Source organism: Sphingobacterium sp. MAE (assembly GCF_056711605.1).
Window position 1 is genome coordinate 412,585 of record NZ_CM160044.1, and the last position, 14,697, is coordinate 427,281.

Consider the following 14,697-nt stretch of genomic DNA (forward strand, 5'->3'; position numbering starts at 1 on the left):
GTTTAAACTAAACTAATCTGTCTTTTTATACTTTCTTCAAGAGATATAATGGTTTCAGTACGTTGAATTCCTTGTACCGATTGAATATCTTCATTCAATACTTTACGAAGATGTACAGTATCTCTACAGATGATTTTGGCAAAGATACTATATTGACCTGTACAGTAGTGTAATTCAACAACTTCTTTAATTTCTTTTAATTGTGAAACAGCATCTGAATATTGAGATCCTTTTTCAAGATAAATACCTAAGAAAGCAGTGATATCAAAACCTACTTTTTGTGGATTTATAATGAGATTGGATCCTTTAATAATACCCAATTCTTCCATTTTTTTCATGCGAACATGGATGGTACCTCCAGATACAATTAATTTTTTTGCTATTTCTGTATAAGGAATAGACGCATCATTCATCAAAATTGATAATATCTGAATATCAAGATTGTCTAAATCGTAATTAGAATAGTTGTTTTCCATTAAATGTGCTGTTATTAATTAAGTTAATCAGTGTCGATGACCTATTGTTTTTTATAATCGTCACAGATTAAAATTTTAAATTTTTCAAAAATACTAAGATTTGTTGGTTTATGTCTGTAAATTTAGTAAAAATTTTATATACATATTATTAATGTGATATTTGAATAACAATTTTTTATATCATTTTGATTATTATTGACTTTAAGTCATGAATGCCAAATTTATGGAAATAGAAGACGTTAAAATTTCAAGAAAAAAACCCATTTATGCTGTGGGAGAGGGTTTACATAAATATTTACGTTTATATCAACGTGACGCAAAACTACCTATCAGTTATAAGGATCTACTCTCCTTTACTGAGACCATACCTGTTATGGACAAATACGGGAATGATACTTTTTGGGAAACGCCACTATATCCACCATATCTAATCGATCAACTTTACGATGGTTTGAAAGTAATTTACGCCAATTTAAAGGCATCTGGTAATACCCGAATTGTGCAGCATAAGTATATTGATCGTGTCGAATATTGCGCGTTTGGAAATACCAGACCATTTCGAATTAGAATTGTAAATCGATTGAATGATGTTTATGATTACTTTTATATCAAACAGGCTGATGCTTCACGTATTTACGGATTGGAATTGGAAGAGATATTGTCTCCTAACCAAGTGAACTATATGGTAGATCATGAGACATTAGTGGAAGAGCATATTGTGGGTATTCCCGGAGATATTTTTGCCAAACAAAGAATGTATACACCTGATTATAATCTTACTCGAATCTCTAAAGAGTTTGTCAAATTTAATGAACGTTGTATTATATCTTTATTAGGAGACATGCGTGCTTATAACTTCGTTGTACAAATCACTCCTGATTTTGATGATTTTCAATTTCGAATTCGTGCAATTGATTTTGACCAACAATTTTATGAAGGCAATCCTAAAGTCTATATGCCCCAGTTTTTTAAAGAGAATTTTCCTTATGTCAAGCTGTCTATGGAGCATTTAACTGATAAAACAGTATCGCAGTATCAACAAGAAGAACGATCTTCGATTGTCCATCGGGTACGTAGTGAGAGGCATCGAATTGCAGATCTGAGAGATGCATCAAAAACTCAGCAATTATCTACAGAGGAGAATATTAAGCAATTACGCGAAGCTTATGCCATCTCACATGAGAATGAGCAGTATTTGAGATGTAAAACTATGACTGATATTGTAGAATTGAATGTGAAAAATGTAATTAGACAAGTGCAGCTATAAGCTTATTTGACTCTTTTCTCATTATCTTTCACAAAAGCACTCCATCCACTGTAACTTTTACTATTACCTGTGCTCGCATTTTTTTGAAAAGAATGACAAACTGCAGCAGCCAGTCCATCAGTTGCATCTAAAAATTCTGGAGTTTCATTGAATTTTAGTAGGGACTTGAGCATCCCTGCCACCTGTTCCTTGGTGGCATTGCCACTGCCAGTGACCGATTGTTTAATTTTTCTAGGTGCATATTCAAAAATTGGTATGTCAAAATTAAGCGCTGCGGCCATAGCAACCCCTTGCGCTCTACCGAGCTTAAGCATTACTTGAATGTTTTTGCCGTAAAATGGTGCCTCTAGAGCAACACTATCAGGTTTATACTCCTCGATTAGAGCTGTCGTTTTTTTAAATATGCGTTGAAGTTTGAGCGCATGATCATCAAGGTGTCCCATTTTAACTACGCCCATTGTTATCAGACTAATGTTATTTCCTTGTTCTCGTATTACCCCATAGCCCAAAACAACTGTTCCAGGGTCAATGCCTAAAATAATTCTTTCTTTCGCTTTCTCCTTCTGCATGTGCAATATTACATTTTTTATTCGATATGGATATAAATTCAAGGACGAAAGGATACTACAATTGCCATAAAATAGCTTTAGCTTTGACTAAAATTTAGTAACATTGTTTCCAAAATTGAGAAATGCTGACAAAAGCACAAAAAAAATATAGTGGTATATTGATTAAAATCGCAGTCTTGGCTTTTGCTGGCTGGTACATTTATAAGCAATTATCAGATCCAAATAATCTGCTGAAATTTAAAACACTGATAGCTGGGATTGATCCTCATTATTTTTGGTTGACCTTCAGTCTTATTGTATTTTTAATGTTTGTAAATTGGATGCTTGAAGTTGTTAAATGGCAGTATCTCTCGATAAGAATTGAAAGAATATCCTTAGGTAAAGCTTTCCAGTCCGTATTTAGTGGATTAACATGGGCTATCTTTACTCCAAATAGAATTGGTGAATACGGTGGAAGAGTTTTGTTTTTAAAGCCTGAAAATCGAGCTAAGGGTGCTGTCGCTATGGGTGTCGGTTTATTTGCTCAATTGGTATTGACTAGTATAGCGGGAGCATTAAGCATCGCTTGGTTTGCATGTACTTACATGGAAACCCCTTTATCTATTGGGTTTGGTATTTGGTTATTAGCAATTCTATATGCTACAGGTTTCTTAGTTCTATATTTTAATGTTCATTGGGTAGATGTTATCGTTGGAAAAATTGGTTTTCTGAAACGTATCAAACCATTCTTCTCCATTTTGGAAGAATATACTTTTAAGGAATTGTTAGTGGTCATCTTGATCTCATTAGCTCGATTTATCATTTTTACTTCGCAATATATTATTTTAATGTTGGTTATTTTGCCAGAATTGCCAGTCATGGCAATGATTTTGATGATATTCATTTTGTTCTTCGTACAGGCAGCATTACCTACATTGGATATTTTTGATTTTAGTGTAAGAAGTTTTGTTGCCGGTAATCTTTATAGTTATATAACGAACCAAGAGCTGGCTGTAATGGCAATCGTATCCTGTATTTGGTTTGTAAACCTAATACTTCCAGCTTTTTTAGGTTCTTTTTTTGTTTTGAAAATAAATTTTTTTGGTGATTCTAAGTCTTAGTTTTTTAACAATATTATTAGCACTGATCTATATTGCATTGGTGCTGTATATGCGTAAGGGTTGGTTTGAGATACCGACCGTTATATCCAATTACAAACCAACGAGACGAGTTTCAGTTATCATCGCAGCTCGCAATGAGGAGTCTGGGATCGCAAGGACTATCGAAGCTATTTTGCATCAAAGATTTCCTTCGGAACTGCTCGAGTTAATTGTGATAGATGATCATTCTAACGATCGTACAAGTGAAGTTGTATTGTCCTATGCGGACAGAGGAGTGCAATTGATTCAGCTCAATGAGAGTAATAAATTGAACTCATATAAGAAATTAGCTATTTCAAAAGCCATTGATTTATGTAGTGGAGATACTATCGTTACGACAGATGCTGACTGTCGTATGGATGAGAATTGGTTGACAACGATCATTAGTTATTTTGAAACTCAAGATTTATACATGTTATCTTCGCCAGTTGTTTATTCAGAAGAAAAATCCTTTTTTGAAAGACTTCAAACACTTGAGTTTTTATATTTAATAGGTTTGGGAGCTGCTGGTATTGGAAATAAAAACCCAACAACTTGTAATGGTGCAAATTTAGCTTATCGTAAAGATGTATTCTATGAAATGGGTGGATTTTCAGGAATAGATGAGTTGGCTTCGGGTGATGACGAACTATTTTTACATAAAGTTGCTGCTAAATATCCCCATAAGATAGGTTTTTGTAAATCTACTGACGCAATTGTATATACTGATGCTAAACCCACATTGAAATCATTTATCAGCCAACGCAAGCGTTGGGCATCAAAAAGTACTAAATATAAAAACAAAGCAATCGTCTTACTAGGGATTACGATTTGGCTATTTAATTTTTGTATGCTAGCCTGTCTTTTAGCGGGTCTATTTTATCATTATACCTATCTTTTTACTTTTCTGGTCGTCCTTGTGGCTAAGATAATAGTTGAATATTTGTTTATACAACCTTTGACGCGATTTTCCAATAGAGAGGAATTAATGAAGTACTTACCGATTCTGTCTTCTCTACATATTATTTATCTCGTGTATATAGGGGTGTTGGGTAATATTGGGAAATATGATTGGAAAGGAAGGCAAGTCAAATAATTAACCATTTTTGACTCTCATACGAATTTTTTGTTCCGCTTCTAAAACTATTTCTTCTAAAGTTTTATCGGTTTTATCAATTGGATCCAATACTTCCCAACTCATTTTTACAAAAGGTGTTAGCGGAAATAAACCACTTTTAGTCATTTCATAAGAACCATTAATGGCTATTGGAACAATAAGTGCATCTGGATTTTTTTTCAATATGGTAGCGATTCCACCCACGTGAAAAGATTTCATTTTACCATTTCTTGTACGTGTCCCTTCAGGAAAAATAAAAGCAGACCAATTTTTAGTTTTCATATTATTCGCAAGTTTTAAAATCTCTCCTATGGACTGTTTTGAATCTTTACGATCAATATTCGCTGCTCCTCCATGTTTTAGATTAAAAGATATACTGGGTATGCCTTTGGCTAATTCTATTTTGGAGATGAACTTGCCATGAAATCTTCTTAAAAAATAGATCATAGCCGGTATATCAAATGTACTTTGATGATTCGCAACAAAAATTATGGGTTGCCCCGTAGGGATATTTTTATTATCAATAAAAGTTACGCTATTGAAAAGGAGACAATTGCAATAAGTAAGAAAGAAATTGAGTAGATCGACACTCTTCTTATGCATATTATATCCTCCTAATTTAAGACTTAACCATTGAATGGGATGAAAAATTAAAAGGCATAAGCCAAAAAAGAAATAAAATATAGGTGTCAGAATAAATCCAATAATCTTCTTCATGTTTCAATCTAATTATTATTTACAGCAAATATAATTATTAATATAGTTTACAAATAATTATTGCGGTTAGATGTTCTTAATATTATTCAAGTTCACTTTCGTAAAATATATTTTTGATTTAATAATGTTTATATTTAGGGAGGTCAGATTAAAACATTTTAATAAATACCGTATTTGTGAAAGTAATCTGTACTTCTTGCTATACAGATTATCACAGAAGTTGATTTGGAATATATTGAACACATTTAGTTTAGAGTAAAAGGAATTATATTGATCTATTTTATTTAAATCTATCTTCCTTTGGCAAACAGGCCAATCAAATGACTAACAGTGATCCAACTTTTCGCAATGAAGGAGATAATCTTATCGTAAATTTTTTCGCTATAACTGTATTGAATGATATGAAATTTCAAGAGAAACAAACATTTTGGAGTTGGTGGATGATCGTCTTAATGATTTTTTTGCTACTATCTACAGTAAATTATGATGTAGTCAATATATTCAAAGGTGATTTTAGTAAAATGAATTTCAATCCAGCATTTTGGATCGTAGTAGGTATCATTATTTTATTTTCTTTTATAAACTTAAAAACGACTATAAATGAAGAGGGAATAGCTATCCAGTTTTTCCCATTTCTACTAAAAACCAAATTGATTCTGTGGTCGCAACTAGATGATTTGTATGTTAAGGATTATAATCCCATCGCCGATTATGGCGGCTGGGGATATCGAAATGGTAGCCAGGGCAAAGCTTACAATACAAAAGGGTCAGTCGGTTTACAATTAATATTTAAAGATGGATCTAGACTTTTAATTGGTACTCAAAAAAAAGATGAATTAATCCGTATTGCCATCCAAGTAAATCAAGAGTTTCTTAAAAATCCCAGTGAATAACATTTTACTATATCCGGCTGCTTATTTGTTCTAGGAGAGCTTATTGCTATTCGCTCATTTGATTGTCAATATTCAGTTTAGATTCGTGGAAGATCGTATATCGACATAATAAATTTTATACCAAATTCGCTGATATTGGTGGTTTTTATTTCATACAGGTCTTGCGTTTCCCCGTCCCAGCATTTCATATTGATCGTATATTTTAATAAAGCATTATCATGGCTTGATTTTGGTATTAGTTCTGTTAGTAAAAGTAGTTTCATCTACTTTATTCATATTTTATTACAAAGAATGGTTAAAAATATAATTAGTTTATTGCTTTTATTGTTGAGTACAATAACTGTTTATTCTCAAAATTTTGCTGGAAGTTGGACAGGAATTCTAAAAGTTGGCAATTCAAATTTGAATTTTGTTATTCATTTGTCGCAAGAAGGAGGTCTATGGAAAGCTAAAGCAGATAGTCCCGATCAAGGAGCCTTTGGAATCCCTGCACAAGCTCATATAAGTGGCACTGGCATCGAAGTTATTATTCAAGGCGGTATCACATATATTGGTAAAATGGAAAAGGATGATTTGATAGGCGGAGAATTTCAACAAGGGGCATTTCGAGCCAAATTAGATCTTTCCAAAACAGGAAAAACTCCCACGGTTACTCAGGTAATTAAATCACAACGCGTAACACCCCCTTACGATTATGATACTGTAGATGTCAATTTTAGGAATAAATATGATGATGTGCTTCTTAGCGGTACTTTGACCTCTCCAAGGCAGAAAGGTAAGTTTGCGGCAGTTGTTTTAGTGACAGGAAGTGGTCCTCAAGATCGGAATGAGACGCTAATGGGACATGAACCATTTCGTATATTATCGGATTTTTTAACGAAAAACAATATTGTTGTACTTCGATATGATGATCGTGGTGTTGGACTTTCAAAAGGAAGTTTTATAAATGGGACCATCGAGAATTTCAGTAAAGATGCTATGGCTGCGATAGATTTTTTAAAGAAGAGACCTAATGTCGATCCCAGTAAAATTGGTATTATTGGACATAGTGAAGGAGGTTTAATAGCCGAGTTATTAGCAGGGCAAAAGCTTCCATCGCTTTCATTTATAGTTTCTTTAGCAGGACCAGCGATACCAATTGATTCGTTGATGATTTCCCAATTATATCGTATAGGCAAGGTCGCTGGTATGACAGATCTCGCTTTAGCTCATGCGCAGGAAATCAATAGAAAGAATTTTGAAATTGTTAAGAGTAAGAAACCTCACCATGAAGCGATGGCAATGATTCTTGATAACATGAAAATTGATCCCGCACAATTGAACTCCGCGAGCAAATTCGAGCTTGAGACACTTTTGTTACCATCTTATCGGTATTTCATGCGCATAGATCCGGTTCCTTTTATTAAGAAGATCACAGTACCTGTTTATGCCGCATTTGGCAGTCTTGATGTGCAAGTACCAGCTGAACAAAATTTAAAGAGTTTGAAATCGAACTTACCCGCTAATCCGAAAACTGTTTTAAAAGAGTATGAAGGTTTAAATCACTTATTTCAAAAAGCAAATACTGGCGCAGTGTCTGAATATGAACAAATCAGTGAAACGATAAATAATGAAGTTTTATTAGATATTGTAAAATGGATTCACGGTTTAGGTTAATGGACGACTGAATGTATTATTTGAGTGACATCCCATCAAATTTATTAAAAATACGATAACGTTGTAAATTGCTATTTTCGAATATAGAAGCCCCTTTATGTGGTCTCTACAATACATTTTAGTATATTTCCGCCTCTATAACTTTTCTTTGCAATTCAATTAGGTTTATATCTTTGTCTATACACTTGCTCCATATAAGATGGAAAAAGATTTAATAAAAACCTTTAATAATATATTATGAATTTCAAGGCAGTTATTACTTTAACTTTCTTAACAATTTTAGCCGCTATAGTTTCTGCAAGAGAAATCATACCTTTTAATCAGGAATGGGCTTTTAAAAAAGGTCCCTTCACTAGCGATGTATTACAATATGGGACTATTTTCTCAGGCCCTTGGCAATCTATTACCGTGCCACATACATGGAATGCAAAAGACATGCAGGTTCGCAATGATCGATTTACATCTAATGAAAAATTTTATGTGGGAGATGCTTATTATCGCAAAACTTTTGTTCCTGAATCCTCATGGGATGGAAAGCGAGTTTTTATAAAATTTGAAGGTGTCAATACCAATACCGAAGTTTATCTTAATAATTCACCATTACCCGTAAAGAAGGAGAAAGGTAATATGGTGTATGATGGTTCAGTGATTAATGGCAATTATCAAATTGTTGGTCGGCATCAAGGTGGTTATTCGGCCTTTGTGTTGGAGTTGACCAATATGCTGAAATTCGGAGTGGAGAATGAGATTCTTGTTAAAGTAAGCAATGAAGCGACTCCACAAGTAATTCCTGTTAATCATACTTTATTTCCTATGTATGGAGGTATCTATAGACCTGTACAACTGATTGTAACAGACAAAATCAATATTGCAGTTTCAGATTATGCTTCTTCCGGGATATATATCAGTCAAAAGGAAGTAAATAAGAAAAGTGCTGATATCACTTTAAAGGTTAAATTAGAAAATAAAACTCCAGAAATGCGAGATGTGCAAATCGTATCAACGATTTTTGAGCAGGGTGGAGCAGTAAAAGTAAAAGGTGTAAAAAAACATCGCTTACTTCCGCAGGGAAGACAAGAGGTCGTTCAAGATATTAGAATAACAAATCCACACGTATGGCAAGGCTTAGACGATCCCTATTTGTATAAGGTAGTCACACAGATTATGGATGGAAATATTATTCTTGATGAAGTGGTTCAGCCATTGGGAATTCGCAAATTTGAACTGCGTACAGGAGAAGGCTTCTTTTTAAACGGTGTTAAATATCCGATGTATGGTGTGACACGTCATCAAGATCGATGGGGAAAGGGCTCTGCTCTATCAAATGCAGATCATGATGAAGATTTGGCTATTATAAAAGAAATGGGAGCAACCACTATTCGATTAGCTCATTATCAACAATCGGATTATTTTTATGCAAAATGCGATAGTATAGGTTTTATTGTTTGGGCAGAAATTCCATTTGTCAATCGTGTAACAACATTAGAAGAAGCAAATGCTAAGCAGCAGTTGACAGAACTTATTAGGCAAAATTATAATCATCCCTCTATTTATATCTGGGGATTACACAACGAAGTTTATACACCCAATGCTTATACCATAGAATTAACAACAAAATTGAATGACTTGGCTAAAACAGAAGATCCATATCGCTATACGGTTCAAGTGAGTGGTTATAATGTCATTAATCATGCTGTAAACAATAACGCAGATGTACAGGGTATCAACCATTATTTTGGATGGTACAATGGTGTTATCCGTGATGTAAATAAGTGGGCGGATCAAATTTCAAAAGATTTTAAAGATTATAAAATAATTTTTTCAGAATATGGAGCCGAAGCAAATCCCAACCACCAGCAAGAGGTTGTTGGAGATGTCGGTAACCAATGGGCAAATCCTGCATTTTTTCCTGAAGAATTTTCAACCAAGTTTCATGAAATACATTGGGGAACGATAAAGAGGCATCCCATCTTTCTAGCTTCCTATCTCTGGAATACATTTGATTTTGCTACACCAATAACCGCGTTAAATGTTGAACCGAGAAACTATAAAGGATTAGTTACATTCGATAGAAAATTAAAAAAAGATCCATTTTATTGGTATAAAGCTAACTGGAGCAAACAACCGGTACTTTACCTGACTCAACGTCGTGTTGTGGAAAGAGCCAATGAGGTTACACCCATAACTGTTTATTCCAATATCGGAACACCAACGCTATGGGTAAATGGTGTAGAGATCAAAAACTATGTTATGGGAGAAACAGATGTGCATTATATCTTTCAAAATGTTAAATTAAGGGAGGGAGACAATATCGTTCAAGTGAAGGCATCAAAAGGGGAGGCGCAATTGGAAGATAAAATCACATGGCATTATTTGAAGCAAAATCCTAAGGCAATTAGTAAAGACGGCCCAACTGACAATAAAAATGAACATATAGGATTATAATAAAAGGGCTTTCAAAACCCTTTTATTATTTTAAGGCGTCATTAACGACACCGGCAAAATTTTACCATTATAGTATTGGTGTCCATTTTGAGCAAACTCTGCAATATATCTGCCCATTTCAAAAGCCAGTTTTCCCGCCTCTACGCCAGGAAAAGCGGTTTCAAACATCTCTGTTTGTGCAGAACCCAATGCAAGACAATTGACTCGGATACCCATGGTCTTAAATTCTTCTGCTAGACACTCTGTTAATACCGCCAATGCCGCTTTGCTAGAAGAGTAGGCCGCCAAACCGCTGAATTTGGATGAGCCCTGAAATCCACCCATACTTCCAATATTAAGGATATGGGAACCTGCAGGCATTAAAGGAACGATGTTTTGAATCATATTGGCATGAGCCAGAACATTCGTTTGAAACATAGATGCAATATCCTTCAGTGAACTATCCATAAAAGGTTTATTGATCAATATACCTGCATTGTTGATCAGAATATCAACATGGTCAAACTTTGATTTGATAAATGGTACCAAAGTTTGGTAATCATCAAATACGATATCGAATTGAGCAGGATATAAATTGCCCCCATCAAAGTTTAAATCCGATGCAATCTCGTGCAATCGCTTTAATTTATCAGCCGATCTAGCTAGGGCGATGACATTGTTTTCTTTTTTAGCTGTAAGATCTAATACTGCTTCAAATCCAATACCACTGCTTGCGCCAGTTATTACAATATTTGCCATAATTTCTTAATTTAATCTTCACTTTGAGATTCTTCTACCTCTTTAACAGACGGCAGTTTGTCAGTTCCTAAAGCCGAGGGATGAAAAATATAATATGAACCTGTAAAGGCCATAATTGCCGATATAATATAAAACAATAAACTAATCAAAACGGCCAAATGCGAGTCGAGATGAAAGAAATTGGCTCCCCACATATATACAAGCTCCCGCATACCTAATCCTCCGACAGAGAATGGGATGATTGCTACTAAGGACGAAGCAAGAAAGAGAAACAAATAGGGCGAAAATTTGCCTTCAAAACCCAAAGCATATAAAATCATTATCGCAGACAACACCTGCATAGACTGCACACCTATTGCTTTGCAGTGCGTTTTGATAAAATTTGATTTAAAATCAGGAAAAAATTTCCCAACAATAAAATAGTAGAGTATTGTACCCGCGATAAATCCAGAAATCGTTAAATAATTAGGGATATTTAGCTGTGGCATAAAAATAACCAGTGCAGCAATAATAAGACATAACGCCCAAAGACCACTTAAACGATCAAAGAATAATGCTCCTAATAGCTTTCGGCCCTTAATATTATATTTTTTACGAAGAAAATATATTTTATAACCATCTCCTCCGACACCTCCAGGTAAAAATAGGTTGTAAAATAAGCCTAATTGATAGAGCTTGAGGTTATATCTTTCCGAAACATTTAGTCCAATTGCTTTAAGGAAACTAAGTAATCGAGAAGAAGATATTAAAATTGAAGCTCCATAGGCTAAAAATGCGAGGAGAAGAAAAATCGGATTAGAATTGACCACTGCATCCTTTAAGTCATCAATAGAAACCTTACTAAATACCCAATAAAGTGCAGCAATAGTGACAACAACTTTAAGGATATTCTTAACTATTTTCCAGAGTAATTTTTTATTCATTAGCTATGAAGTCTACGCAATGACTTTCTAAATTAGTTGTCAAAGATATTAATTTGGTTAAACTTATCGTATTATTTATATTAAGCTACTAATGGGTATATACGGGAGTATAAAAGAATTAAGTATATCAGTAGAAATATTGTACATAAAGAGAATTGCCAATTGATATCAACTCTTAAATATTTGTTTTTTAGCATGAATATAAGTAGTACGACGAAAATTATAAAAAGTAGTGCAGGCGCAACAATAGCCATTTCATTGGGAAAAGCAATATGTTTAGCATCTAAACTAGATTGAGCTCCTTTATTTGACAAGATAGGAACAGATGCAAGAGCTAAAAGCAAAACAAAGATACGTAATAGTGATTTTGCTACAATCTTACTAATGGTATGATTTTTGGATGTCTCAATCATGATTTGTTGTTATATTTACAGCAAAAATACAATAAGTAACTATAAAATTAATGAATATGAATCGAGTTCTTTTATCTATCACAACTCTTATGCTGAGTTTGTTTGTTTTTTCGGCTTGTAGTATGCAGCCAAAAGGAGCAACATCTAGTTCTTCATCAACTGCAATGTCTTCAGGTCCTAGTGCTTCAGACTGGAAAGGCGCTGTTAAAGGAACTTGGATATTAAATACTATTGACCGCGAAAATTTACCTGCTTCTTATACGATTAAAAGCGTATTTGAAGAGGCACCGGCAGAATGTTTTATCGGTAGTACATGGGTTTTACCAAGTAACGGGAAAGGAAATATTTCTTTCTCTGCAGATGGTAAATTATGTGCTCCAGGAGCTTCTAGAGATATAGTTTGGTCAATCTACAATCCCGGTAAGAATAATGGAGAACCACAATTTCAATTCAAAAAAATCTATGCTGGAGATAAAGCTAAAAATGTAGTCACTGGTTATCGTTTGGATTTATCTTATTCAGATGCAAATAAATTAGTGATGCGTATGCCAGTTACCATTTCTAGTGGTGAAGCTTACTTGGTATTCACTTTTTCTAGAGTTAATTAAAAGATTTTTTTTATATAAATTGCTAAAGCTATAGGAAACTATAGCTTTATTTGTTTGAAATAGTATATCTTATGTATTTTAATAGTAGCAATTCAAGTGAAATATCTATATTTCACGGAATTATAAGGGATGCTATTCGAATAGCCCTAGGTTTAGAAAATCGACTGTATGTATACGATTTAACATCTCATCTAAGTCTGGAGAGAATGAAGCCACATATTCATCACGATACGGAGACCAAGGATGTCGTTGCGACCGAGTCTATCATTACAGTGCGGGAATTTATTAGACTTACCTTTGCCGCATTGGGAATAGAAGTAGAATTTTGTGGTAAGGGACAGTTAGAAAAGGGTGTTGTAATTGATATCGATGAGGAACAGTTGAGTTTGTTGAAGCTGGATAAGGACAATATCAAATTTGGACACACGGTTGTTAAAGTTTATGACAGAAATGCTGAACCTTCTACTCAAAGCCCAGTAAAAAATGACATTAAAAAAGGACATTATACAATTCATGATCCCAAAAAAAACGATGTGGAAACATTGATTAAAAACTTGGTAATGATAGATTTAGAAATCATGAAGAAATAAAGATAATGGATAAATGTCATCTGTCATTTTTATGATCTTGTTATCTACCTATCGCAATAGAACATATTATTTTTTTAATAGCTACATAATTTGAAATTGGAATAATATTTGTGGTACAATGGTATCTACAGGACGATACAATAAGTCTAATAAAAAATGGAATTCAAGTGTAATGGAAACTGAATTAGTAAAGGGAAATAAACAGGAAGAAATAAAGAAAAATACCTCAAAAGTTTATTTTTTTATAATAGCAATAGCTGCGCTTATTGTTACCAACGTTTATTTCTATGTTAAGTTTAAATCTTCAGGAGAAAAAGTGTACGCACTAACCGTTGAAAAGGAAAATCTTGAGGTTGAAATTGATCGTATCGAGGCAGAGCTAGATAAAATGAAAATTGAAAATGTTCAGTTATCTCCACCTTTAATAGCAAAAGAGCAAGATGCAAGAAATAAAATTGTTGATTTACGAGCCAAATTAGCTAGAAAAGAATTATCTCAATCAGATATTGATTTTGCTCAGTCAACAATTACATCACTTAAAAGCGATGTTGCCTATTTTACATTAGATGTCAATCGCTTAATCCAAGAAAATAAGATTTTGGCAGAAAAGAACAGTTTATTGCAAAAAGAAGTTTCTGCCTCCTCGACTAAAATTACAAATCTAGAAAGTTCAAATAGCAAATTAGCCTCAAAGGTTAATGTAGCTGCTGCTCTCAAGGTTTCTAATATTTCAGTATCTGGCCTTCAAGAAAAGCGTAATAATAAAGTAGAAGTAGAAGAACGTGCAAAGAGAGTAGATAAGTTAAGCATCAATTTTACAATTGCAGACAATACGCTTGCAAAGATTGGAAATAAAGATGTTTTTGTCCGTGTTATCGATCCACAAGGAAACTTAATTGTTAATGATGAGAATAATACCTTTTTTGCCCATGGTGAGAAACTTCAATATACTTTTAAGCACAATTTAGAATTTACAAATCATGGAGAAGAATATGCGTTGTATTGGAATGATGATAAGAAGTTTGTAAAAGGAGCTTATACAGTACTCTTATATTGTGATAACGCTATCATGGGAAGGTCTACAGTGGTCTTAAAATAGGCTAAAATAAAGATACCATCTAAGGATGTACCTTGATGGTATATGGTCAGAAATAAAAGAGGAGCTCA

Annotated in this window: 14 protein-coding genes; 9 read left to right on the plus strand and 5 right to left on the minus strand. The window is 33.8% G+C overall.

Annotated elements, in window-relative coordinates:
* Positions 1-2: 2 nt before the first annotated feature.
* Positions 3-476 carry an Lrp/AsnC ligand binding domain-containing protein gene (locus AC06G9_RS01795; protein WP_045754637.1) on the minus strand — a complete coding sequence of 158 codons (474 nt, stop codon included), beginning with the start codon at positions 474-476 and terminating at the stop codon, positions 3-5.
* A 223-nt stretch (positions 477-699) separates the two neighbouring features.
* On the opposite strand from AC06G9_RS01795, the gene AC06G9_RS01800 reads away from it, so the two are divergent.
* Complete coding sequence (locus tag AC06G9_RS01800; protein WP_045755616.1) at positions 700-1,743, plus strand: hypothetical protein; 1,044 nt, start codon at positions 700-702, stop codon at positions 1,741-1,743.
* Between the two features lie 2 nt (positions 1,744-1,745).
* Here AC06G9_RS01800 and ruvC read toward each other — a convergent pair whose 3' ends face one another.
* Positions 1,746-2,312: a crossover junction endodeoxyribonuclease RuvC gene (ruvC, locus tag AC06G9_RS01805; protein WP_045754636.1), complete on the minus strand. Its 567-nt coding sequence runs from the start codon at positions 2,310-2,312 to the stop codon at positions 1,746-1,748.
* Between the two features lie 122 nt (positions 2,313-2,434).
* Here ruvC and AC06G9_RS01810 point away from each other — a divergent pair, with 122 nt between their 5' ends.
* Complete coding sequence (locus tag AC06G9_RS01810; protein ID WP_248754919.1) at positions 2,435-3,412, plus strand: flippase-like domain-containing protein; 978 nt, start codon at positions 2,435-2,437, stop codon at positions 3,410-3,412.
* On the plus strand, positions 3,396-4,526 hold the full coding sequence (locus tag AC06G9_RS01815) for a glycosyltransferase family 2 protein (protein WP_346575208.1): 1,131 nt from the start codon (positions 3,396-3,398) through the stop codon (positions 4,524-4,526). The genes AC06G9_RS01810 and AC06G9_RS01815 overlap by 17 nt, the downstream gene beginning before the upstream one ends.
* On the opposite strand, the gene AC06G9_RS01820 is transcribed toward AC06G9_RS01815, so the two are convergent.
* Positions 4,527-5,264 (minus strand): lysophospholipid acyltransferase family protein, encoded by a 738-nt coding sequence (locus AC06G9_RS01820; protein ID WP_094771526.1) that lies wholly within the window; start codon positions 5,262-5,264, stop codon positions 4,527-4,529. It lies immediately after the preceding gene.
* 320 nt (positions 5,265-5,584) lie between these two features.
* On the opposite strand from AC06G9_RS01820, the gene AC06G9_RS01825 reads away from it, so the two are divergent.
* From AC06G9_RS01825 to AC06G9_RS01835, 3 genes are all read left to right on the plus strand, one after another.
* On the plus strand, positions 5,585-6,157 hold the full coding sequence (locus AC06G9_RS01825; protein ID WP_260947296.1) for a hypothetical protein: 573 nt from the start codon (positions 5,585-5,587) through the stop codon (positions 6,155-6,157).
* A 291-nt stretch (positions 6,158-6,448) separates the two neighbouring features.
* On the plus strand, positions 6,449-7,813 hold the full coding sequence (locus tag AC06G9_RS01830; RefSeq protein WP_281047640.1) for an alpha/beta hydrolase family protein: 1,365 nt from the start codon (positions 6,449-6,451) through the stop codon (positions 7,811-7,813).
* Between the two features lie 237 nt (positions 7,814-8,050).
* Positions 8,051-10,258: a glycoside hydrolase family 2 protein gene (locus AC06G9_RS01835; protein WP_248754916.1), complete on the plus strand. Its 2,208-nt coding sequence runs from the start codon at positions 8,051-8,053 to the stop codon at positions 10,256-10,258.
* A gap of 30 nt (positions 10,259-10,288) precedes the next feature.
* On the opposite strand, the gene AC06G9_RS01840 is transcribed toward AC06G9_RS01835, so the two are convergent.
* Together AC06G9_RS01840 and AC06G9_RS01845 are read right to left on the minus strand one after the other, a co-directional pair.
* A complete protein-coding gene (locus AC06G9_RS01840; RefSeq protein ID WP_293928399.1) occupies positions 10,289-10,996 on the minus strand; it encodes an SDR family NAD(P)-dependent oxidoreductase in 708 nt (235 codons plus the stop codon).
* A gap of 11 nt (positions 10,997-11,007) precedes the next feature.
* Positions 11,008-11,919 (minus strand): lysylphosphatidylglycerol synthase transmembrane domain-containing protein, encoded by a 912-nt coding sequence (locus tag AC06G9_RS01845; protein ID WP_045754629.1) that lies wholly within the window; start codon positions 11,917-11,919, stop codon positions 11,008-11,010.
* 469 nt (positions 11,920-12,388) lie between these two features.
* On the opposite strand from AC06G9_RS01845, the gene AC06G9_RS01850 reads away from it, so the two are divergent.
* From AC06G9_RS01850 to AC06G9_RS01860, 3 genes are all read left to right on the plus strand, one after another.
* Positions 12,389-12,940, plus strand: coding sequence for a lipocalin family protein (locus AC06G9_RS01850; RefSeq protein ID WP_045755613.1), 552 nt, complete (start codon positions 12,389-12,391; stop codon positions 12,938-12,940).
* 206 nt (positions 12,941-13,146) lie between these two features.
* A complete protein-coding gene (locus AC06G9_RS01855; RefSeq protein WP_293928398.1) occupies positions 13,147-13,530 on the plus strand; it encodes a hypothetical protein in 384 nt (127 codons plus the stop codon).
* A 172-nt stretch (positions 13,531-13,702) separates the two neighbouring features.
* The gene (locus AC06G9_RS01860; protein ID WP_045755612.1) at positions 13,703-14,629 is read left to right on the plus strand and encodes a hypothetical protein; all 927 of its coding nucleotides are present in this window, start codon (positions 13,703-13,705) and stop codon (positions 14,627-14,629) included.
* Positions 14,630-14,697 lie beyond the last annotated feature (68 nt).